The organism is Haloferax sp. Atlit-109R (assembly GCF_003665865.1).
GTDB classification, from domain to species: Archaea; Halobacteriota; Halobacteria; order Halobacteriales; family Haloferacaceae; genus Haloferax; species Haloferax volcanii.
Map to the genome: position 1 here is coordinate 1,268,348 of NZ_QPLO01000001.1, position 20,211 is coordinate 1,288,558.

Consider the following 20,211-nt stretch of genomic DNA (forward strand, 5'->3'; position numbering starts at 1 on the left):
CTCGCGCTCGCCGCCGTCGCCGCCGACGCTCTCGCTTCCCCGCTACTGCAAGTACGACGGGCTGTCCGTGTCGCAGTTCTCCTCGTGAGCCTCGGCGTCGGACCGCACGTCGAACAGCATCCCGCACTCTTCGCACCGGTACCACGTCGCACCGTCTTTCTCCGTCGTGGCGACCATGCGTACTGTTACCGCGCCGTCCCGGAAAACGGTTACTCCGGGCGAACCCTCAAGGGTCGAGCGACCGAACCGGGGGGTATGTCAGAAGATGGGGTGACGCTCGTCGTCCGCGCCGCGGAGAAACGCGACGCGGGCCGCGGCATCGCCCGCCTCCCCGAGGCCGCCCGCCGGGAACTCGGCGTGCTCAGCGGCGAGACGGTCGTCATCGAGGGGTCCAGAGAGACGGTCGCGAAGATGTGGCCCGCCCGCCCCGGCGCGGCGGCGGGCGAGATGCTCGTCGACGCCGACACGCGGGCCAACGCCGGCGTGAAAATCGGTGACAGCGTCCGCGTCAGGAAGATAGCCGTCGAAGACGCGCGGTCCGTGACGCTCGCCGGCCCCAGCGCCTTCGAGCGGACCAGCGTGGACCGCGAGACCATCGAGGAGGTCGTGAAGGCGGAGCTCCGGAACCGCCCGGTCCGCGAGGGCGACCGCGTCCGCGTCGAACGCCTCGGCGGGGCCGCCCTCGCCGTCAGCGAAACCGCCCCGGAGGGCGTGGTCCGCGTCACCGACGCGACGACCGTCTCCGTGACGGCGGCGAATTCGAAGGACGCGAGCGAGGCCGTCCGCGACGCCGTCAAGAGCATGACCGGTAGCGACGACGGCGGCGACGACGGGAGCCGCGGCCGAGCGACGGGCGTCACCTACGAGGACATCGGCGGCCTCGACGACGAACTCGACCTCGTCCGCGAGATGATAGAGCTCCCGCTGTCCGAGCCCGAGGTGTTCGCGCACCTCGGCATCGAGCCGCCGAAGGGCGTGCTCCTCCACGGCCCGCCGGGCACGGGGAAGACCCTCATCGCCAAGGCCGTCGCCAACGAGGTCGACGCGAGTTTCACGACCATCTCCGGGCCCGAGGTGCTCTCGAAGTACAAAGGCGAGTCCGAGGAGAAGCTGCGAGAGGTGTTCCAGTCGGCCCGCGAGAACGCGCCGGCCATCATCTTCTTCGACGAAATCGACTCCATCGCGTCGAAGCGCGACGACGGCGGCGACCTCGAAAACCGCGTCGTCGGCCAACTGCTGTCGCTCATGGACGGGCTGGACGCCCGCGGCGACGTGGTCGTCATCGGCGCGACGAACCGCGTCGACAGCCTCGACCCGGCGCTCCGCCGCGGCGGCCGCTTCGACCGCGAAATCGAAATCGGCGTCCCGAACGAGGCGGGCCGCCGCGAGATTCTCGACGTGCACACCCGGCGAATGCCCCTCGCGGAGGACGTGGACATCGACCGACTGGCCTCCCGAACCCACGGCTTCGTCGGTGCCGACCTCGAATCGCTGGCCAAGGAGGCCGCGATGACCGCGCTCCGGCGCGTCCGCCGGGAGGGCGGAAGCGGAAGCGGAAGCAGAGACGAGGGCGGAGACGAGGAGGGACGCGTCGCCGTCGCGGACATGACCGTCACGCGCGCCGACTTCGAGTCGGCGATGGCGACGGTCGAACCCTCTGCGATGCGCGAGTACGTCGCCGAACAACCGACCGAGGGGTTCGAGGGCGTCGGCGGCCTCGACGACGTGAAGCGGACGCTCGAACGCGCGGTGACGTGGCCGCTGACCTACGCGCCGCTGTTCGAGGCGGCCTCGACCGACCCGCCGACCGGCGTGCTCCTCCACGGCCCGCCGGGCACCGGCAAGACGATGCTCGCCCGCGCCATCGCGGCCGAAAGCGGCGTCAACTTCATCCACGTCGCCGGCCCGGAACTGCTCGACCGCTACGTCGGTGAGTCCGAAAAATCCGTCCGCGAGGTGTTCGACCGCGCCCGACAGGCCGCGCCGAGTATCGTCTTCTTCGACGAGATAGACGCCATCGCCACCGACCGCGACAGCGCCGGCTCCGACTCGGGCGTCTCCGAGCGCGTCGTCTCGCAACTCCTGACGGAGATGGACAACGCCGCCGACAACCCGAACCTCGTCGTCCTCGCGGCGACGAACCGCCGGGACGCGCTCGACCCCGCGCTCCTCCGACCCGGCCGACTGGAGACCCACGTCGAGGTCCCCGCCCCCGACATCGAGGCGCGCCGCGCCATCCTCGACGTGCACGTCCGAAACAAGCCGCTCGGCACCGACGTGGACCTCGGCGACGTGGCCGCCCACATGGACGGCTACACCGGGGCCGACGTGGCCGCGGTCTGCCGCGAGGCCGCGCTCCGGGCGATTCAGGACGTGGCCGACGCCTACGAGGGCACCGAGGCGAACGAGCACGCCGACGAGGTGCGCATCACCCGCGCGCACTTCGATGCGGCGCTGGAATCGGTCTCGCCGACGCGGGTCTGACGGGCGGCGACCCCCGAGGAACGCCCGTTCCCGCTCACCTGCGAGATTATCTCGTTTCGCCGCGTACTGTGTCCCATGTTCACTCGCAACAGAGGTGTGTCGTGAACGCGGCGTGGCGGCGGAAGGTCCGCCGGGAGTGGGACGCGTTGACCGGCGGCCCGCTGTCCGCGACGTGGTGGGTGACGAAGGCCGGCCTCCGGGTCGCGTTCGCCGAGGCGATATTCATGGTTCTCGTGTTGCTGAACAACGACGCGGACGCCCTCTCGGCCGTCGCCGACGGCGAGGCCTCGGTGTTCTCGCTTGTCGTGGTCGTCCTCGGGACACCCGAGTACCTCGCCATCGCGGGCATCGTCTTCGCCGTCGCGCTCTTGCTTCCGTTCCTCCCGCGGCGCAACGAAGCGACCAACCGCTGGGAGTAGCAGTCGAGAGGCGACGGCGGCCCTGCTCCCGAAGGCCACCGTGACCGCGCCGACTCAGGCCAGTCGCGCTCGGTAGTAACGTAGTGTGTGTTAGAGGGATTAACCGACAAAGAGGCGGACGAGAGCGTCAGTCCAACCGGTCCAAGTCGCCGTGTAGCTCGCGGTTCATCACGTCCGCGACGAACAGTCGGATGCGCTTGTGGAGTTCCGCTTCGGTGTCGTAGGTCTCGACGCGGAGGTCCCAGCGGGCGCGCGCCGCGCGAATCATCTCGCTCGTGACCGTCGCTTCGTGGACGAAGACGATTCTGTCGCCGTGGGTCTCTGAGAGCCGTTCGAGTATCGACCCCGCCTCCTCGCCGACGCCGAAGTTGTGGCCGAGAAACGGCAGCACGAACACGGTGGCGTTGCTCGCTGCGGTGAACGCGAGCGACTGCGTCGCGGCGTCCACCTCGTCGGTGCTGAGGTCCACGTCGACGGCGAGAAAGGCGTTGACGCCCGGGTCGGCGCGGAGCGTTCCTTGCACCCGCCGGAGGAGCGCGAGCGCGTCGTCCACCTCGTCCCGCGCGGCGAACAGCTTTCGAATCGGGCCCGGGAGGTCGTCGATGTCGATGGCGGCGAGTTCCTCCTCCGAGAGGACGTAGTTGAGGTTGAACGACTTGTACGGACCCATCACGTAGACGAGAAACCGGTCGTAGGTCGTTCGCCCGAGCGCCGCTCGTATCTCGTCGCGCGAGATGGCGTCCGTCATGGACACACGTACCGCGCGGCAGTATATAAAGTCGGGATTTTTCAGCGGAGTTCGACTCAAGAACTGTTAAACCGATACGCTCCGTCTAGCGAACCGAGATGGCGACGAACGACCCGGTCGATTCGGACGGCCTCCCCGAGGACCCCGCCGAGTTGCTGCCGCCGACGAGCGTCCTCACGCTGGACGAGTACCTCGACATGCAGGCCGCACTCGGCGACCGGACGCGCTTTACCCTGCTGTACCGCCTGGTCAACTTCGGCGAGCGAAGTCCGAAAGCGCTGGCCGAGGCGCTCGACGTGCAGGCGAACACGCTGCACTACCACCTCAACAAACTCGTCGACGCCGGGTTGGTCGAGAAGCGAAAGCGGTCGCAGGCCGACGACGAGGGGCTGTTTTCGTACTACCGCGCCACGTCGCTCGGCTCCGACATCCTCGAACACGGCGTCGAGGAGCTCATCCGGCGCGAGCGCGACTATCGGGACGCCTACGCGTCGGAGTAGCAGCGTCGCGGGCGACCGCCGCGTCTCAGCCCGCACCCGTCTACTGCCGAAGCCGCCGCCTATTTGGCACTCGCTCGCACAGGCTGAAGCGATGTCCAATCTCCTCCCCGAGGAAGCAGAGGAAAAGCTCGTCACCGTCTGCCGCACGGCCGTCGGCGACAGCCTCCGCTCGCTCACCTACTTCAACCGCTTCGACTACGTGCAGGTGTACCTCCGCGAGGACCTCGAACAGGAGGCCGACCTGAACTCCTTTATCGGCAACGAGTGGCACGACTTCAAGATGACACAGGACGCCTACCGCGGGTCCGAACTCGGCGATTACGAGTACACGATTCGCGTGTTCGAAAACGGCTACCTCGTCCGCATCACCGTCGAGGACTTCGGCGTCTTCGTCACGACCGACGGCATCTCGATGCAGGACTTCGAGGCGCTGGCGGCCGCGACGACCGAGATTCTCGACGAGTGGGCCATCGAGGAGTAAGCGTCGAACCCGGCCGCTCTGTCAGTCCCAGAACGACTGCGTGCGGGCGTACTCGCGCTCCCGTTCGAGGATGTCGCGGTAGAAGTCGTCTTCGTCCTCGCGGAGTTTGTTGATGATGCGCGCTGCGTTGTGCGGGCCGACCCCGCGGGCCGCGAGCGCGACGACCGCCCGCTCGCCGTGGGTCTGCACCAGACTCGCCGAGCGGTAGGCCCGCTTCGTCAGTCGCTCCTGTTCGTCGTCTTTCTCCGGCGCGCGAACCGCTTTCACCGTCTCGTCGTCCCACGGGTTGAGCGCGGCGACGCGGGTCGCGCCGCACTCGGGGCACGTCACTGGCTCGCGGACGCGCTTGACCTTCGTCTTGCGAGTCCAATCCTTGCAGTGGAGACACGCCAACAGCACGCGGTCGTTCTGAATCCGGTCGCGGACCGTCTCGATGACGCTCGCGTCGGCGTTCTCGGGAACGAGCAGGTCGGTCCCCGACCCGCGGCCGCCGGTGCCGATGGCGGTCGGTTCGCGGGCGACGGCGAGTTCCACGTCGCCGTCGCGGACGCGGCGGAGCAGTTCGACCGTCTCCTCGACGGCGAGGTCGGTGTGGAACACCTCGCGGACGGCCTCGTCGTAGACGGGCGTGTCCTCCAGCGCGGCGAGGAGACGGTCGCCGCCGAAGCGGCCCTTCCCCTGATAGCGCTTGAGCGCGCCGAACTTCGCGGCCACCTGCGCGAGCGTGAACTTCAGCGAGTCCGACCGCTTGAGCGCGAGTTCGAGCAGCGCCTCGACGTGGTCGGGGTCGGTCCCGCGGAGCACCTCGGCGAACGTCGTCGGGCGGACCTTCCCCGGCACGTCGAACTCGACGCGGTAGGGGTCGACCTCCATGCCGACCGAGGAGCCGGTTCGCTGGCCGATGAGCGCCGACAGGAGCCGCCCGAGCGTCTCGTTCACCCGGTGGCCGTACGGCGAGTTCAGCGTCACCTTCCGGGGCGAGCCTTCGAGGACGAGCCTGTTCGCCGTCGGAATCGGCGCGTCGGCCTCGACCTGTTTCTCGATGGGGCCGAGCGCCGACCTGACCGTGGCCTCGTCGGTCGGGTAGCGCATGGCGATGTCGCGGGCGACGGCCTCGCGGTCGGCCCCGGACGCGAACTGCGGCGCGGCCACGTCGCGGAGTTCGCCCACCTCGCCGGCGACCGGCGCGGGCACCGGAATCTCCGAGCCGACCCACGACGGCACCTCGCCGCCGGGGTCCTCGATGGGCGAGACGTTCACCCGCGCCTCCTCGTCGTCCACGTCGTTGACGCGCCACATCTCGCCGCGCTGGATGAACGTCGCGCCCGGCGCGGCGAAGTTGAGGACGAACTTCTCGTCGAGCGTCCCGATCTGGCGGCGCGAGGAGATGTCGTGGACGTCGTAGGTCTCCTCGTCGGGAATCATCGAGAGGTTGGCGTAGAAGTACTGCCACGTGCCGCCGGACTTCTCGAGGAGGTCCTTGTCCTCGTCGAGCCAGAGGAGGCGGTTCCCCGAAAGCTCGCGGACGACCGCGCGGAAGTCGTCCTCGTCGAGGTCGCGGAAGGGGTACGCCCGCGTGATAATCTCGTAGGCGCGGCGGGCCGACACGTCGCCGTAGTCCATGACGACGCCGACGATTTGGTTGGCGACGGTGTCGAGGCTCCCGTGGTGGACGCGGGCGGGTTCGACCTCGCCGGAGACGGCCCGCCGGGCGATGGCGAGCGCTTCGAGCGTGTCGTCGGGGTGGTCGGTGACGACGGTCCCGCGGGAGACGACGCCCAAGCGGTGGCCCGCGCGACCGACTCGCTGGAGGAGCCGCGACACCTCGCGCGGACTGTTGTACTGGACGACGTGGTCCACCCGGCCCACGTCGATACCGAGTTCCATCGACGACGTGCAGATGAGCGCGTCCAACTCGCCGGCCTTGAAGCGGTCTTCCACGTCGATGCGCACGTCTTTCGACAGCGAGCCGTGGTGGACCTCGATGGGGTCGCCGAGCGACTTGAACCGCGAGCCGAGCGCCTCCGCGGTCTGTCTGGTGTTGACGAAGACGAGCACCGACTCGTGGTCGCGGACGATATCTCGAATCGTCCGGACGTGACTCGCTATCTCGGGGTCGGTGGCGAGTTTCCCCGCCAGCGCCTCGTCCTCGTTCGTCACCTCGGGACGGACCACCTCGAACTCGACGCGGTTGTCCACGTCGACCTCGATGACCTCGAACGGGCGGTCGCCGGTCAGGAACTTCCCGACCTCGTCGGGCGACCCGACCGTCGCCGAGAGGCCGATTCGCTGGAACGCCCCGGCCAACTCGCGGAGGCGCTCCAAACCGATTGTCAACTGCGCGCCGCGCTTGGCCGACGCGAGTTCGTGGACCTCGTCGACGACGACGTGGTGGACGTCGGAGAGGGCCTTTCTGAGCTTCTTCCCCGTGAGCATCGCCTGCAACGTCTCGGGCGTCGTCACCAGCACGTCCGGCGGGTCGTTCGCCTGCTTCTGGCGCTGGTACTGCGTGGTGTCGCCGTGGCGAACGTCGATGTCGATGTCGAGCCGTTCGCCCCACCAGTCGAGTCGCTCGCGCATGTCGCGGTTCAGCGCCCGAAGCGGGGTGATGTAGAGCGCCGAAATCCCGAATCGGTCATCGGCGTCGGCGATGGCCGAAAACACCGGCAGCATCGCCGTCTCGGTCTTGCCGGTGCCCGTGGGCGCGATGATGAGGCCGTGTTTCCCGTCCGAAAGCGGCGGAATCGCCCGGCGCTGCGGCTCGGTGGGCGTCGTGAAGCCGCGCTCCGAGAGCGCGTTCCGAACGGGCGACGAGAGCGTCGCGAAGGCGTCCATTCCGGCGGCGGCCTCGCCGTCTGGCATCGCCCGAGGTTACGGTTCGAGGCGATTAAGCGCACCGCTCGGGGCGGTCCCCACCGGGAGATTCATGTCGTCCGTGAATCAATTTCGGGCGTGTCCCCGAAACGAGCCTACTGGTTCGCGTTCGTCGTCTTCGGACTCTCGGCCGCCGTCGGCGTCGCGCTCGACCTCGCAACGGGAGCCGCCGATATCGGCACCGCGGCGGCGGCCGCCGGCGCGGTCACCGTCATCTATGGGGCGGTCGTCGCCCTCCGCGACCCCGACCGCGCCCGATTTCCGTCCGATTGGGGGCCGCTCGTCTACCTCGTCGTCGCCGCCGCCGGGCTCTACACGGTCGGCATCGCCTTCCAACTGTACGCGGTGGTGACGTGACGCCCGAACGGTCCTTTTGGCTGTCGCAGGCGGGCTTTACCGCTGGAAACCTCTTCATCGTCCTCGGCAACCAACGGGGCGACCTCGCGGCGTGGCAACTCGTCTTCGCCGCGGTGCTCGTGCTCTCGACGCTCTGGTTCGTCGGCTACGCCGTTCGAGAGCGGGAGAAGGGTGTGCCGGAGTTCTTCCGCGAGTGGACCGGCTGGCAGCGACTCGCCCGCGTGGCGAGCGTCACCGTGTTCGTGCTCGGTACGCTCACGTTCGTCTTCGCGTAGGCGGGTCGGAAAAACGGGAAGCCGCGGTTAGCGACCGCGACGACCCGAGTCAGACGTTCCGGTAGTCGCCCAACCGCGTGCCGTCGAGCAGGTAGGCCTCGCCGTCCGCGAGGCCGCCGGGCAGGAACGGCGAGAGAAAGCCCTGCCCGGGGACGTTGACCCACGTCCCGCCCGAGGTGTCGTTGAACGCCGGGAACACCACGAGTTCGGCGTCGGCTCGCGCGACTTCGGCGGGGGCGACCTCGTGGTGTTCCGCGAACACTTCGGGAGCGAGAGCGCCGCGGAGCCAGACGCGCTCTTTCCGCGCGCCGCCGACCTCGTCTTCCAGCCTGACCGCCGGGTGTTCGTGGGCCGAGCAGACCACGTCGGCGGCGAGCACTTCCCGCGAGGGCCACGTGTGGCCGTGGCAGAATCCCACGTCGCCGAGGCGGACGCCCGCGGGGTCGGTCACCTCCACGTCGTCGTCGTCACCGAAGAAGTCCGCGAGGCCGCCGTCGTGGTTGCCGGGGACGACCGTCAGTTCGGCGCGGTCGGCCACGACGGCCGCGAGGTCGCGGAGTTCCTCGGCCTCGTCGCCGTCCGGGTCGCCGATGCGGTGGCCGAGGTCGCCGAGGACGACCAGTCGGTCGGCGTCGGTCCGGTCGAGAAGCGACAGCAGGCGCTCGCGGCGGACCGCGGCCTTCGACGGGAGTTCCACCCCGCGTTCGTACCGCAGGCCGGCCTCGATACCGGCGTGGTAGTCAGCGACGACGAGCGACCGTTCGGGGAATCCGCGCCTGCTCGTCCGCGCTACCGCGGCGGGATGGCCGGGAATCGGTTCGACGAGCGGTTCCGGCACGGCCTCAGATGGCCTTCAGCACGCCGTCCTGCGGCTCGTAACACCGGCCGCCGAGGAGCGCCTCCTGGATGGCGTCTTCGACCGCGCCGGGGTCCGCGCCGTGCTCGTCGACGACGGCCGCGACGACCTCGTCGCGGGTCGCGCCGTCGCCGTCGTCGAGGTCGTCCATGGCGTCCACGACGACCGATTCGAGGTCGATGTCCTCGGCGGACTCGTCGGCGTCGGCGTCAGCGTCGGCCTCGTCTTCGTCCCCGTCCGACGCCGCGTCGGGCGTCGGCTCGGGTTCGGGTTCGGAGTCGACCGCTGGTTCGGGTTCCGCGGCGGCGTCGGTCGCGGGTTCCGGGTCCGGCTCGGCGGCCGCGGCGGATTCGTCTTCGAGTTGCTCTGTGAGGTCGTCCGCGTCGGGCACGTCGATGTCCGCCTCGCCGGCGGGGTCGACGTCCGCGCCGGAGGTGAACTCCGTGCCGAACTCGGATTCGATTTCGGCCCGCTCGTCCTCGTCGAGTTCGTACATCCCGTCGGGGTCGACCGAGTCGTCGGCGTCGGCGGACGCTGAGTCGGTCGAACCGGTCGAATCGCCAGCCTCGGGGTCGGGGTCGTCGAAGCCGTCGTCGAAGTCGCCGAGGGTTCCGCTTCCCGAGTCGTCGAGCGAACCGGCGTCGGTCGCGCCCGCGTCGGGGGCGTCGTCTTCGAAATCACCGAGCGCGCCGTCGTCGGTCCCGGCGTCGAAGTCGGGCTCAGACTCGGTGTCGAGCGAGTCGGTCACCGGTTCGGGTTCGGACGTGAGGTCGGGTTCCGCGGCGGGTTCGGATTCGGGTTCTGCCGCGGGTTCCGGCTCCGGTTCGGCATCGACCGTCGCGGACGGCTCAGACGCCGGTTCCGGCTCGGACGCCTCCGGATGGCCCTCGGTCGAAGTCGTCGTCTCGGCGGCGACCGGCTCGGGGTCGGATGCAGACTCCGGCTCGGAATCGGGTTCTGCGATAGGCTCGGATTCGGACTCCGGCTCGACGGCCTCGGATTCGGCACCGTCGTCGAATTCCGGCTCCGAATCGAGCGTTGCGGCCGGTTCGGAACCGGATTCGTCCTCGAACTCGCCCGCGTCGGCTTCTACCTCGCCCGCGTCCGCCTCGTCGACCTCGATATCGACGCTGTCGGCCGGTTCGAGGTCGAGTTCGGGGAGCGGGCCGAGCATCGCGTCGCCGCCGTCGCCGGGTGCGACATCGAGTGGGTCCACTTGGTCGCGGTCGCCCGCGACGAGTTCGAGCGCCTGCACGGCGACTTCCCGCAGGGCGTCGAGGTAGGTTCGGGTCGTCCCGTAGTGGTCGATGGCGCGGGGGACGCCCGCCGCGAGCGTCGAATCGACGCCGCGGGCTTCGAGCGCGCGGGTCAGGTCGTCGCCGCGGTACGGCATCGATAGCGCCTCGTCGAACACGGCGATGCGGCGGAGCGTCGCCTCGGCGGCCGAGACGATCCACCGGTCGCGCACGTCGGCGTCGACGGTGTTGACGCTCTCCGGGCGGACCGAGGAGTAGACCACGTCGGCGTCGTCAGGTTCGTACGTCCGGGCCTTGCCCGCGAGCGAGACGAACGCCGGGGGCGTCGCCGCGTCGAGGTAGGCCATCGGCTCCGGTTGGTACTGCCCGGCGTAGGTGACGAACGCGCCCGTCGGGTCCGCGATGCGCCCGCGGAGCACCTCGTCGTTGACGTGTTCGACCTCGGTGAGCACGCCCGCGACGAACGTCCGGTTGAGCCGCGCGCCGGTGGGCGTGACCACGTAGTTGGGCGCGCGCTCCTCGTCGCTCTCGGAGTACGACAGCGACGCGTCGTCGAACTCGGCGGCGAAGACGCGGTAGGCGATTTCCCGCGTGCCGACGACCGGCGAGGCGCTCATGCGCGCACCTCCGTGAGGAGGGCGGCCGCGCGTTCGGCCGGGTCGTCGTCGGTCTCCTCGAACTCGTCAGCTTCGAGGTTCGCGCCGTACTCGTCCACCGAGAGGTTCCCGCGGACGCGGTACTCGCGGCCGACGAGCGTGTCGGCGATGTCGTCGGCGACGACTTCCTTGTCCATCGCCTCGCGGGCGGCCTCCATCGCGTCGGCCATCGTCCCGCCGTAGATTTCCTCGGTGAGGTCGCGGTCGAGGATGGCGGTCACCGTGCCGGTGCCGTCGTCGAGAATCGCCTTCACGCGCATGTCGTCCTCGCCGTCGACCTCGCCGTGCTGGCGGCACTGGCCGTTCTGGACGACGCGGCTACACTTGGGACAGCGCTCGATGAGCCCGGAGCCGTCGCGCACTTCGAGGACGTTCCCGAGCAGTTCCACGTCGAACATCCCGCCGGCGTCGACGGCCTCACCGATTTTCAGACGCGGCGCGGAGTCCGTCACGGAAACGGGGTCGTCGAGCACGTCGAGCGTCGTGAACTCCGAGAGGTTCACCTGCGGCACGCCGCGGAACTCGCGGACGTACACGTCCGAGAGACGCAGGCTCGCGCCCTCCTCCACGTCTGGGCGGGGAGCCCAGTCGGTGAAGGGAAGCCGGCCGGTTTCGTCGGCGACGACGCCCGAGAGGATTGTCGTCTCGCCGTTGCGGCCGTCGATGGTTCGCGAGTCGACTTCGAGGACGCGGACCTCGACGGTTCGGCCGCGGTCGCCGGCTTGCAGGTCGATGAGGTCGGCCTCGCCGCCGATGCGGTCGTCGTAGGGCGTCTCGACCGTCTCGGACTCCACGCCAACCGTCGAGGACGCGCCGATGTTCAGTTCGGGCTTGCCGTCCCACTCGCGGACGCCGGCGTTACCGATGACGACGGAGTCGCCCGGTTCGAAGCCGAAGTCCTGCCACGCGGTGTAGGAGATGACGCCGGACTCGTCTGCGAGTTCTCCCTCGCGGATGGTCTGTTCGTCGCCCTGATAGACGATAGAGCGCGTGCCCACGGTGAGCACGCGGACCGTCACGGAGACGTTGCCGCCGTCGGGGTCGATGTCGGCGATGCGCTTCGTCGCGGGCGCGCCGTCGCTCCCGCCGGAGCTGCCGCCGCCGTGTTTCCGTCGGACGCTCTGTTTCGCCTCGTCGAGCGGGACGCTGTACTGCAGCAGGTTCTGCAGGTCGGATTTGACCTCCTCTTTGTCGACACCGAGGGCGGAGGCGAGCTCCTCGGCATGCTGGTCGAGTTCCATCGAGTCGGGATTCGCCCCCGTCGGATAAAAAGTGTTGCCGGGCGACCGGCCGCGGGCGAATCACTAAGTGCTCGCGTGCCAGTTGGACTCGTATGTCGAACGACGAGGGGCCGGACGCCGGCGACGCCGACGAGGAGGTCTCGTTTTCCGTGACCATCGAGGACGGCTGGACGACCATCGTGATGGAAGGTGACAAGGACTCCGCGGTCGTCGTCCAGTCGGCGTCCGGCGAGCGAATCTACCTCCCGCCGGAGGGGTTCGACGCCGAGGCCGCAAGCGACAGCGCCTACCAGTCGTCGGACAGCCCCTACCAGTCGGCGTACGACTCGTCGTACCAGTCGGTCCAGACCGACGACTCGCCGTACCAGTCCGCCCGCGGGACGATGCCGCGAGAGGGGATGGTGCCCACCCGCGGCGGCTACCGGATTCGCCACCCCGAGCCGGTGACCGACGTGCGCCTCCTCCGCTGAACGCGGGGCGACCGGCCGGACGAATTGCCAAGTGCCGACTCCTCGACTCCGATTTTGCGTCAGTTCGCGTCCGATTCGGCGGCGTCCGCGTCGGTGGCGTCGACTTCGTTGTCCGCCCCGGCCGACGAGTCAACGTTCCCGTCGAGGATGCTGTGGTAGTACTCCGCCGTCTCGTCGACGACGCGGTCCCACGTGTACGGCTCGTACTCCGGTTTCCCCTCCAGCGAGAGGCCGTACTCGATGCCGTCGGCGATGGAGCGCGAATCGGGTTCGACCTCGATAACGCAGTCCTCCGGGAGGACCTCGGCTGCGCCGCTTTCCGTGGCGACGACGCGGGTGCCCGTCGAGAGCGCCTCGACGATTGTGATGCCGAACGGTTCGGACAGCGACGGCGAGACGAACAGGTCCGCGGAGGCGTAGTAGTCACCGAGCGCCTCCTCGGGGACGTAGCCGGCCCACTCGATGCGGTCTTCGACGCCGAGCAGCTCTGCGAACCGCTTGAGCTGGGCGGTGAGGTGGCCCGACCCGCCCATGACGAGCGTCACGTCGTCGCGGGCGAGTTTCTCCATCGCGTAGACGAGGTGCGAGATGCCCTTCTGGTCGGTGTGGCGGCCGACGAAAAACAGCATCTTCCCGTCGATGCCGAGTTCCGCCTTGAGGTCGCGACCCGTCGTCTCGCACTCGGAAAAGCCGTTGTAGATGACGTGGCAGTCGCCGCCGTACTCCCGTTTGACCTTGTCGGCGAGGAGTTCGCTCACCGCGAGCAGGTGGTCACACCGCTCGGCGATGCGGCGCTCGGTTTCGACTTCCCGCTGCGGCGGGTCGATGTTGCGGTCCGACGAAAGCGAGTGGAACGTGGTCACCCACTCCACGTCCTCGTTGTTCGACTTCGCGCGCGACCCCGGTCCGTAGCCGAACCAGTCGTGCGTGTGGACGATGTCGGCGTCGGCGGCGCGCTCCGCGAACGTCGACCCCAGCCGTCCGATGCGGGTGATGATGTCGCCCTCGCCCGTCGGGACCCCGACGATGCCTTCGCGGTCCGGCGCGTACTCGGCCGGGAGCACGAGTTCGATGTCCACGTCCTCCCGGTCTTCGAGTCGCTCGAACATCTCGCCGACGTGCGTGTCGAGCCCGCCGCTGACGTTCGGCGGAAACCCCCACCCCAGCATCAGGACCTTGGCAGTCATAGATGACACAATGTACCACAGAGGCCTATTTAATTCCTGTCCGGCAACACCGTGAGAGCGCCTCACCGAAAGGCGTTTTCGCCGCGGCGACGACCCGCGAGTATGCACGTCCACGTCAACGCCGCCGCGAGCCTCGACGGCAAGCTCTCGTCTCGACGCCGCGAGCAGGTGACGATAAGCGGCGACGACGACTTCGCCCGCGTGGACGAGATTCGCGCGGCCGCCGACGCCGTCGCCGTCGGCGTCGGAACCGTCCTCGCAGACGACCCGCATCTCACGCTCGACGACCCCGGCCTCGTCGCCGCCCGCGAGGACCGCGGCGACTCGCCGCATCCCGCCCGCGTCGTTGCTGACTCGCGCGCCCGAACCCCGACCGACGCCCGGATTCTGGACGACGCGGCGGCGACCTACCTCCTCGTCTCCGAGGCCGCGCCCGGAGGCCGGCGCGAGGCGCTCGAAGCCGCCGGGGCGGAACTCGTCGTCGCGGGCGCGGAGCGGGTGTCGCTCCCCGACGCCTTCGACGCGCTCGAAGCGCGCGGCGTCGACCGACTCATGGTCGAGGGCGGCGGCGAACTCATCTTCTCGCTGTTCGAGGCCGGCCTCGTCGACGAACTCACGCTCTACGTCGGCTCGCTGGTCATCGGCGGCCGCGACGCGCCGACGCTCGCCGACGGCGATGGGTTCGTTTCCGACTTCCCCCGGCTGTCGCTCCGCGACGTGGAGCGGGTCGACGACGGGGTGCTTCTGACCTACAACTGCTGAGTCTGCGCCTGCGCCTCCGCCTCGTCCGCGAATCCGACCGTTTTCGCCGCGAATGCGGCGTTTCGCGGTCGTGCGTCGCCGCGCAAACAGGCGCAATGGGTAAGAGTGTCGCGCCGATACGTGGAGATATGAGCACTCCGAAGACAACCGACGCGCCTATCCATATCGAGAGTTCGGACCAACTCGACGAACTCGTCGCCGACAGCGCGGTCGTTCTCGTGGACTACCACGCCGACTGGTGCGGCCCGTGTAAGATGCTCGAGCCCACCGTGAAGGAAATCGCGGAGGAGACCGACGCCGTCGTCGCCAAGGTCGACATCGACGAACTCCAAGAGCTGGCCCGCGAGCAGGGGATTCGCAGCGTCCCGACCCTCCAGTTCTACGCCGGCGGCGAGCAGGTCAAAGAGGTCATCGGCGTCCAGAGCAAAGAGGACCTCGTCGACATCATCGAAGCCGCCGCGTAAGCGGGCGCCAGCTCCGTTCGGCCCGATTCTCCGTTTATCTCTCACGGCGAGCGACGGCGCGGCGCGCGCTCGGAGCGTCGTCGCTCGTGGGGTCGGCTCGGTCGAAAGGCGATGGTAGAAGGCCGCTCAGAAGGGCGCGTCGGACACGTCGGGTTCGAACCCCGCGCCCGGCTCGTCGTCGTAGAAGCCGCCGGTCGAGGCGTGGACCGCGTCTATCTCCTCGAACTCGGCGACCATGCGCGACTTCAGCGCCTGAATCGTCATCGGGGAGATACCGCAGCCGGAACACGCGCCGGTGAGGGAAATCCACACCTCGCCGGTCTCCTCGTCGATGGCCTCGATACCCGCGTCGCCGCCGTGCATCTCGATTTGGGGGAAGTTCCGCCGCATGAACAGGTCGAGCCGTTCTTCGAGGGACTTCTCCGACGCCTGCGAACTCATACGAAGACGTGGGGCGCGGGCGAGCATAACGATTGCTCCGAACGGGGCCGCAGCGAATTTTGCGTGACGCCGCCGAGGGCTTTTTACCACGGAGAGAGAATCGGAAGCTATGATTTCACTCGACGAGGCAGTCACGGCCCGCCTGGAATCTCACGGCGCGCGGTTCGAGGTGCTCATCGACCCGGACGCGGCGCTCTCGATAAAGCGCGGCGAGTTCGACGGCGACCTCGAAGAGGTCATCGCCGCCGAAGACGTGTTCGAGGACGCCTCCCGCGGCGACCGCCCCGCCGAGAACGACCTCGAGAAGGTGTTCGGGACGACCGACCCGCTGGAGATCATCCCCGAGGTCGTCAAACAGGGAGAGATTCAAATCACGGCCGAACAGCGCCGCGAGATGCAAGAACAGAAGCGCAAGTCGCTCATCAACCGCATCGCCCGCAACGCGGTCAACCCCCAGATGAACGACTCGCCGCACCCGCCGGAGCGAATCGAGCGCGCGCTCGAAGAGGCCGGCTTCAAAATCGACCCGATGGAGCCCGTCGAGTCGCAGGTCGACGACGCGCTCGACGCGCTCCGCCCCGTGTTGCCCATCAAGTTCGCCGAGGTCACCGTCGCCGTCCAACTCCCCGCCGAGTACGCCGGCAGCGGACAGGCGCAGATTCGGAGCTACGGCGACCTCGAACGCGAGGAGTGGCAGAACGACGGCTCGTGGGTCGGCGTCATCACGTTCCCCGCGGGGATGCAAAACGACTTCTACGACAAGGTGAACAACATCACGAGCGGCACGGCCGAGACGCGCATCGTCAAGGACGAAGACGAACTCTGAGACGGGACAGCGCGTCCTCGAGACGCGTCGATTATCCTTTCTTGAAGCCGACGAGGAAGCCGCCGGAGAAGCCGGCGGAGACGGACAGCGTCGAGAGAATCGTCGAAATCCAGTCCGGCGGCGCGCCGGTCGCGGCGTCCTGCGTGGCGCTCACGAGGCCGCCGGTGAGGCGCTCCCAGTCGACGGTGATGATGCCCCGCGATTCGAGGAATTTGAACACGGCGAGTTCGAGACCGACGATGACGGCGATGAGCTTGGCGATTTTCTTCGCCGCGAAGCCGATGATGCCGCCGATGACGGCCCCGCTCCCGAACTCGATGCCGAGCTGCTGCGGGTCGATGCTCAGTTGTAAGGGGTCCATACGGCGAACATCCCGCCCGTCGGCATAAGTGATTTGTGAGGAGACTGTCGCCATCATCGAACTGTCAGGTCGCGCCCGGGCAACCTACAAGAGTCCCGGCGACCAAACGCGGCCATGGAACGGGAGGTGACGGGACGCCATCTCGACGCGTGACCCCGGCCGAGCGGGGCTTAAGTGCCTCCGGCGGCTAGTACCGACTGACACAGTGCAGGCTACGTACCCCACAATCGAGGTGCGGCGATGAGTCGCGTCATCGTCGCGAAGCGCGTCGACCGCGGCGACGCCGACCTCACGGAGATTTCCGACCTCGCCCGCGCGGCGGGCTACGAAGTTGTCGGTGAACTCACGCAAACCCGCGAGGAGGACGCCGCGTTCCACTTCGGCGAGGGGAAAGTCGGCGAGTTAGCGTCGCTCGTCGCGCGCGAGGACGCCGCCGCCGTCGTCTTCGACAACCGGCTTGGCCCCTACCAGACGTACAACATCGCCCAGAAGCTCCCGGACGACGCGGAGGTCATCGACCGCTTCACGCTCATCCTCGACATCTTCGGCCAGCGGGCGAACACCCGCAAGGCGCAGTTGCAGGTCGAACTCGCCGAGCTACGCTACGAACTGCCCCGCGCCGAGGCGAAGGCGTCGCTGGCGAAGCGCGACGAGCGCCCCGGCTTCATGGGCCTCGGCGAGTACGACGAGAGCCGCGAGCAGGACATCAAGGCCCAGATTTCGCGCATCAAGAACGAACTGGACGCCATCGCGGACAAAGAGGAGACCCGGCGCGAACAGCGCCGCGAATCCGGCTTCGACCTCGTCGCCCTCGCTGGCTACACGAACGCCGGGAAGTCGACGCTGATGCAACGGCTCGCCGCCGACCTCGAAGTCGGCCAGAACGACGACCTCCACCCGGACCTCGACCCGACCGCGGAGTCCCAAGACAAGCTGTTTACGACGCTCGGGACGACCACGCGCCGCGCCGAGACGGGCAAGCGAGACGTGCTTCTCACCGACACGGTCGGGTTCGTCTCGGACCTCCCCCACTGGCTGGTGGAGTCGTTCAAGTCCACGCTCGATTCGGTCTACCGGGCCGACCTCGTGTTGCTCGTCGTGGACGCCTCCGAGCCTGTCGAGGAGATGCGCGAAAAGCTCGTCACGAGCCACGACACGCTCTACGAGCGCAACGAAGCGCCCATCGTGACCGTGTTCAACAAGGTGGACAAGGTCGACGCGGCGGAACTCGACGAAAAGCGCGCGGCGCTGTCGGCGCTCGCGCCCAACCCCGTCGCCGTCTCGGGGCTGACCGGCGAGAACGTCGAGGAACTGGCCGCCCGCGTCGAGGACGAACTGCCCGCGTGGGAGCGCGAGCGCCTCCTGTTGCCGATGGCAGACGACACGATGAGCCTCGTCTCGTGGCTCTACGACCACGCCCACGTCGAGACCGAGGAGTACGAGGGCGAACAGGTCCACGTCGAGTTCGAGGCGCGCCCGGCAATCGTCGAGAAGGCGCGGGCGAAGGCGTCCGACCTCTCCGTGCCGGCCGACTCGGCCTGAGTCGCGTCCCCAACGCTGGCCCCACCGACCCGCCGATTCGGCTCGGCTCAGTCGAGCGTCTCTTTTTCTTTCGTGACGACCTCCACGTCCGAGATTCGCGTCCCCGGATACTGGCCGTCGTCGTCTTTCTCCGCGGCCTTCACCATGTCCCAGACGACGTTGAGTCCGGTCGTCACGCCCTCTAACGCCTCCATCTCACAGCCCGTCTTCCCGGTCGTGCCGACGGTGACCGAGAGCGTGACCGACTCGTCTCCCACCTCGAACTCGGTGTCGACGTTCGTGATGGGTATCTGGTGGCACATCGGAATCGTCTCCCACGTGTGTTTGACGGCCTGAATCGCGCCGATTCGGGCGGTCGCCAACACGTCGCCCTTTCCGATTTCGTCGTCGCGGATGGCCCGAACCGTCGCGGCGCTGAGGTGGATGGTCCCGCGGGCGACCGCCCGGCGGCGGCTGTCGGGCTTCGCGCCCACGTCGACCATCTGGACGTTACCCTCCTCGTCGACGTGCGTCAGGTCGCGGTCGTCGCCGTCGGCCGACTCGTTCGACTCCGCACCGGCGCGCTCGTCGCTCATGCTTCCTCACCTCGTAGAGCCGCGGGCAGTCGTTCGAGCAGGTCGGTGGCGACGAGGCCGCTGCCGAACGCCTCGGCGGCGAGGTCGCCCGCACGGCCGTTCGCGTAGGCCGCGACGGCGGCCGCGTCGAGCGGGGGCAGGACGGCCGCGAGCGCGCCGGTCGCCCCCGCCAGCACGTCTCCAGTGCCGCCGACGGTCATGCCGGGGTTCCCGGTCCGGTTGACGCGGACCGCGTCGCCGTCTGAAACCACGTCGTACGCGCCCTTCACGAGGAGCGTGTGGCCGAGGTCGGCGGCGAACTCGCGGACGAGGTCGCTCCGCGTCTCCCAGTCGGCGTCGGTCTCGCCGCCCATCTTCCGCAACTCTCCCTGATGGGGCGTACAGATGAGCGTCGCCTCGGTGTCGACCTCGGGGACGACCTGAAGCGCGTCGGCGTCGACGACGGCGGTCCCCTCGTAGGCGGCGAGGAACTCCCGGACCGCGGCGAGCGACTCGTCGGCGTCGCCGAGGCCGGGGCCGAAGACGACGGCGTCGCGGTCGGCGGCGAAATCGAGCAGGTCGGGGACGTGTTCGGGCGCGAGTCGGTCGCCCGAGAAGCCGCGGACGATGAGGTTCTCCGAGTAACCCTGCACCTCGCGGGCGACGGTCTCGGGGCAGGCGACGCGGGCGAGGTCCGCGCCGGCTCTGAGGGCCGACTGCGCGGCGAGCGCGGGCGCGCCGGTGTACGGACCGCCGCCGACGACGAGCACGTCGCCGTGGTCGCCCTTGTGGCTCTGGGCGTCGCGGTCGAGCGCGAGGAGGTCGCCGGGACCGGTGAACAACTCGGCGGCCTCGGGGATGCCGATGTCGGCGACGACGACCTCGCAGTCGAGGTCACCGAGACCGGGCTTGTCGTCGTGGAAGGTGACGACCCGGTCCGCATCGACAACGAGGCCCGCCGCGTCGCCCGTGTCGGCGTCGACGCCGGAGGGCACGTCCACCGCGAGGACGGTCGCGGACGACTCGTTGATGGCGCGCGCGGCCGTCGCCTCGGGTTCGCGGAGCGCGCCGGTGACGCCGGTGCCGAGCATCGCATCCACGACGAGGTCCGGGTCGCCGAGGTCGACGGCGGCCGAGTCGGTGACGGTCCGGCGGTCGGCCTCGCCCGCGACGAGGGCGTCCCAGTTCTCGCGGGCGATGTCGGTCGAAATCGTCTCGGGGCGGCCGAGCAGGTGGACGGTCACGTCGTACGCCTTCAGGAACCGCGCGGCGACGAGCGCGTCGCCGCCGTTGTTGCCGCGGCCGGCGACGACTGCGACCGACGCGCCGGGGTCCGCGAGGTCGCGGCACGCCCGCGCGACGGCGTTCCCGCTCGACTCCATGAGCTGTTTCCGCGGCACGCCGAGCGCCTCGGCGTTCAGGTCGACCGCGGCCATGCGTCGACTCGTAATCATACG

General features: G+C 68.9%; 22 protein-coding genes. 11 read left to right on the forward strand and 11 right to left on the reverse strand.

Translation table 11 applies throughout. From position 1 onward, the window contains the following. Positions 1-42 precede the first annotated feature (42 nt). Complete coding sequence (locus tag DVK03_RS20415) at positions 43-177, reverse strand: hypothetical protein (protein WP_004043612.1); 135 nt, start codon at positions 175-177, stop codon at positions 43-45. A 78-nt stretch (positions 178-255) separates the two neighbouring features. Between DVK03_RS20415 and DVK03_RS06685 the strand changes: the two genes are divergently transcribed. Together DVK03_RS06685 and DVK03_RS06690 are read left to right on the forward strand one after the other, a co-directional pair. After that, positions 256-2,484 (forward strand): CDC48 family AAA ATPase, encoded by a 2,229-nt coding sequence (locus DVK03_RS06685; protein WP_115802521.1) that lies wholly within the window; start codon positions 256-258, stop codon positions 2,482-2,484. 101 nt (positions 2,485-2,585) lie between these two features. Continuing rightward, positions 2,586-2,903 carry a hypothetical protein gene (locus tag DVK03_RS06690; protein WP_006600337.1) on the forward strand — a complete coding sequence of 106 codons (318 nt, stop codon included), beginning with the start codon at positions 2,586-2,588 and terminating at the stop codon, positions 2,901-2,903. A gap of 127 nt (positions 2,904-3,030) precedes the next feature. On the opposite strand, the gene DVK03_RS06695 is transcribed toward DVK03_RS06690, so the two are convergent. Then, on the reverse strand, positions 3,031-3,651 hold the full coding sequence (locus DVK03_RS06695; RefSeq protein ID WP_115802522.1) for a hypothetical protein: 621 nt from the start codon (positions 3,649-3,651) through the stop codon (positions 3,031-3,033). Between the two features lie 98 nt (positions 3,652-3,749). Between DVK03_RS06695 and DVK03_RS06700 the strand changes: the two genes are divergently transcribed. Both DVK03_RS06700 and DVK03_RS06705 read left to right on the forward strand, forming a co-directional pair. Next, a complete protein-coding gene (locus DVK03_RS06700; RefSeq protein ID WP_115802523.1) occupies positions 3,750-4,151 on the forward strand; it encodes a helix-turn-helix transcriptional regulator in 402 nt (133 codons plus the stop codon). A 91-nt stretch (positions 4,152-4,242) separates the two neighbouring features. After that, positions 4,243-4,632, forward strand: coding sequence for a hypothetical protein (locus DVK03_RS06705; protein ID WP_004043606.1), 390 nt, complete (start codon positions 4,243-4,245; stop codon positions 4,630-4,632). Between the two features lie 21 nt (positions 4,633-4,653). Here the strand turns inward: DVK03_RS06705 and DVK03_RS06710 are convergent, their stop codons facing one another. Further along, positions 4,654-7,494, reverse strand: coding sequence for a DEAD/DEAH box helicase (locus DVK03_RS06710; RefSeq protein ID WP_115802524.1), 2,841 nt, complete (start codon positions 7,492-7,494; stop codon positions 4,654-4,656). A gap of 90 nt (positions 7,495-7,584) precedes the next feature. Between DVK03_RS06710 and DVK03_RS06715 the strand changes: the two genes are divergently transcribed. Both DVK03_RS06715 and DVK03_RS06720 read left to right on the forward strand, forming a co-directional pair. Then, a complete protein-coding gene (locus DVK03_RS06715; RefSeq protein ID WP_004063541.1) occupies positions 7,585-7,863 on the forward strand; it encodes a hypothetical protein in 279 nt (92 codons plus the stop codon). Then, complete coding sequence (locus DVK03_RS06720) at positions 7,860-8,138, forward strand: hypothetical protein (protein ID WP_115802525.1); 279 nt, start codon at positions 7,860-7,862, stop codon at positions 8,136-8,138. Before DVK03_RS06715 ends, DVK03_RS06720 begins: the two co-directional genes overlap by 4 nt. A gap of 49 nt (positions 8,139-8,187) precedes the next feature. On the opposite strand, the gene DVK03_RS06725 is transcribed toward DVK03_RS06720, so the two are convergent. The 3 genes from DVK03_RS06725 to DVK03_RS06735 are packed head-to-tail and all read right to left on the reverse strand — an operon-like array spanning position 8,188 to position 12,147. After that, positions 8,188-8,976, reverse strand: a complete 789-nt coding sequence (locus DVK03_RS06725; RefSeq protein WP_115802526.1) for a metallophosphoesterase — start codon at positions 8,974-8,976, stop codon at positions 8,188-8,190. Between the two features lie 4 nt (positions 8,977-8,980). Beyond that, entirely contained in the window at positions 8,981-10,867 is a 1,887-nt protein-coding gene (locus tag DVK03_RS06730) for a rpa-associated protein (protein ID WP_115802527.1), read from the reverse strand. Then, entirely contained in the window at positions 10,864-12,147 is a 1,284-nt protein-coding gene (locus tag DVK03_RS06735) for a Single-stranded DNA binding protein (protein ID WP_006600333.1), read from the reverse strand. The genes DVK03_RS06730 and DVK03_RS06735 overlap by 4 nt, the downstream gene beginning before the upstream one ends. A gap of 92 nt (positions 12,148-12,239) precedes the next feature. Between DVK03_RS06735 and DVK03_RS06740 the strand changes: the two genes are divergently transcribed. After that, entirely contained in the window at positions 12,240-12,617 is a 378-nt protein-coding gene (locus DVK03_RS06740) for a hypothetical protein (RefSeq protein ID WP_115802528.1), read from the forward strand. Between the two features lie 59 nt (positions 12,618-12,676). Here the strand turns inward: DVK03_RS06740 and DVK03_RS06745 are convergent, their stop codons facing one another. Then, positions 12,677-13,786, reverse strand: coding sequence for a glycosyltransferase family 4 protein (locus tag DVK03_RS06745; RefSeq protein WP_115802728.1), 1,110 nt, complete (start codon positions 13,784-13,786; stop codon positions 12,677-12,679). A gap of 120 nt (positions 13,787-13,906) precedes the next feature. Here DVK03_RS06745 and DVK03_RS06750 point away from each other — a divergent pair, with 120 nt between their 5' ends. Both DVK03_RS06750 and trxA read left to right on the forward strand, forming a co-directional pair. Next, positions 13,907-14,566, forward strand: coding sequence for a 2,5-diamino-6-(ribosylamino)-4(3H)-pyrimidinone 5'-phosphate reductase (locus DVK03_RS06750; RefSeq protein WP_115802529.1), 660 nt, complete (start codon positions 13,907-13,909; stop codon positions 14,564-14,566). Positions 14,567-14,694: 128 nt separating this feature from the next. Beyond that, entirely contained in the window at positions 14,695-15,030 is a 336-nt protein-coding gene (gene trxA / locus DVK03_RS06755; RefSeq protein WP_004043596.1) for a thioredoxin, read from the forward strand. Positions 15,031-15,156: 126 nt separating this feature from the next. On the opposite strand, the gene DVK03_RS06760 is transcribed toward trxA, so the two are convergent. Beyond that, on the reverse strand, positions 15,157-15,471 hold the full coding sequence (locus DVK03_RS06760; RefSeq protein ID WP_004063526.1) for a NifU family protein: 315 nt from the start codon (positions 15,469-15,471) through the stop codon (positions 15,157-15,159). Positions 15,472-15,580: 109 nt separating this feature from the next. On the opposite strand from DVK03_RS06760, the gene DVK03_RS06765 reads away from it, so the two are divergent. After that, a complete protein-coding gene (locus DVK03_RS06765) occupies positions 15,581-16,297 on the forward strand; it encodes a ribosome assembly factor SBDS (RefSeq protein WP_004063525.1) in 717 nt (238 codons plus the stop codon). Positions 16,298-16,328: 31 nt separating this feature from the next. Here DVK03_RS06765 and DVK03_RS06770 read toward each other — a convergent pair whose 3' ends face one another. Further along, positions 16,329-16,658, reverse strand: coding sequence for an FUN14 domain-containing protein (locus DVK03_RS06770; protein ID WP_004063524.1), 330 nt, complete (start codon positions 16,656-16,658; stop codon positions 16,329-16,331). A gap of 240 nt (positions 16,659-16,898) precedes the next feature. Here DVK03_RS06770 and hflX point away from each other — a divergent pair, with 240 nt between their 5' ends. After that, positions 16,899-18,200, forward strand: a complete 1,302-nt coding sequence (gene hflX / locus DVK03_RS06775; RefSeq protein ID WP_006600331.1) for a GTPase HflX — start codon at positions 16,899-16,901, stop codon at positions 18,198-18,200. A gap of 47 nt (positions 18,201-18,247) precedes the next feature. On the opposite strand, the gene moaC is transcribed toward hflX, so the two are convergent. Continuing rightward, a complete protein-coding gene (moaC, locus tag DVK03_RS06780; RefSeq protein WP_115802530.1) occupies positions 18,248-18,775 on the reverse strand; it encodes a cyclic pyranopterin monophosphate synthase MoaC in 528 nt (175 codons plus the stop codon). After that, entirely contained in the window at positions 18,772-20,208 is a 1,437-nt protein-coding gene (locus DVK03_RS06785; RefSeq protein ID WP_255409743.1) for an NAD(P)H-hydrate dehydratase, read from the reverse strand. Before DVK03_RS06785 ends, moaC begins: the two co-directional genes overlap by 4 nt. Between the last annotated feature and the right edge of the window lie 3 nt (positions 20,209-20,211).

Bases quoted from the DNA above. Each gene is read 5' to 3' on its own strand.
- DVK03_RS20415 (WP_004043612.1), bottom strand. From the start codon at position 177: ATGGTCGCCACGACGGAGAAAGACGGTGCGACGTGGTACCGGTGCGAA.
- DVK03_RS06685 (WP_115802521.1), top strand. From the start codon at position 256: ATGTCAGAAGATGGGGTGACGCTCGTCGTCCGCGCCGCGGAGAAACGC.
- DVK03_RS06695 (WP_115802522.1), bottom strand. From the start codon at position 3,651: ATGACGGACGCCATCTCGCGCGACGAGATACGAGCGGCGCTCGGGCGA.
- DVK03_RS06700 (WP_115802523.1), top strand. From the start codon at position 3,750: ATGGCGACGAACGACCCGGTCGATTCGGACGGCCTCCCCGAGGACCCC.
- DVK03_RS06705 (WP_004043606.1), top strand. From the start codon at position 4,243: ATGTCCAATCTCCTCCCCGAGGAAGCAGAGGAAAAGCTCGTCACCGTC.
- DVK03_RS06710 (WP_115802524.1), bottom strand. From the start codon at position 7,494: ATGCCAGACGGCGAGGCCGCCGCCGGAATGGACGCCTTCGCGACGCTC.
- DVK03_RS06730 (WP_115802527.1), bottom strand. From the start codon at position 10,867: ATGAGCGCCTCGCCGGTCGTCGGCACGCGGGAAATCGCCTACCGCGTC.
- DVK03_RS06735 (WP_006600333.1), bottom strand. From the start codon at position 12,147: ATGGAACTCGACCAGCATGCCGAGGAGCTCGCCTCCGCCCTCGGTGTC.
- DVK03_RS06740 (WP_115802528.1), top strand. From the start codon at position 12,240: ATGTCGAACGACGAGGGGCCGGACGCCGGCGACGCCGACGAGGAGGTC.
- DVK03_RS06745 (WP_115802728.1), bottom strand. From the start codon at position 13,786: ATGCTGGGGTGGGGGTTTCCGCCGAACGTCAGCGGCGGGCTCGACACG.
- DVK03_RS06750 (WP_115802529.1), top strand. From the start codon at position 13,907: ATGCACGTCCACGTCAACGCCGCCGCGAGCCTCGACGGCAAGCTCTCG.
- trxA (WP_004043596.1), top strand. From the start codon at position 14,695: ATGAGCACTCCGAAGACAACCGACGCGCCTATCCATATCGAGAGTTCG.
- DVK03_RS06760 (WP_004063526.1), bottom strand. From the start codon at position 15,471: ATGAGTTCGCAGGCGTCGGAGAAGTCCCTCGAAGAACGGCTCGACCTG.
- DVK03_RS06765 (WP_004063525.1), top strand. From the start codon at position 15,581: ATGATTTCACTCGACGAGGCAGTCACGGCCCGCCTGGAATCTCACGGC.
- DVK03_RS06770 (WP_004063524.1), bottom strand. From the start codon at position 16,658: ATGGACCCCTTACAACTGAGCATCGACCCGCAGCAGCTCGGCATCGAG.
- hflX (WP_006600331.1), top strand. From the start codon at position 16,899: ATGAGTCGCGTCATCGTCGCGAAGCGCGTCGACCGCGGCGACGCCGAC.
- moaC (WP_115802530.1), bottom strand. From the start codon at position 18,775: ATGAGCGACGAGCGCGCCGGTGCGGAGTCGAACGAGTCGGCCGACGGC.
- DVK03_RS06785 (WP_255409743.1), bottom strand. From the start codon at position 20,208: ATGATTACGAGTCGACGCATGGCCGCGGTCGACCTGAACGCCGAGGCG.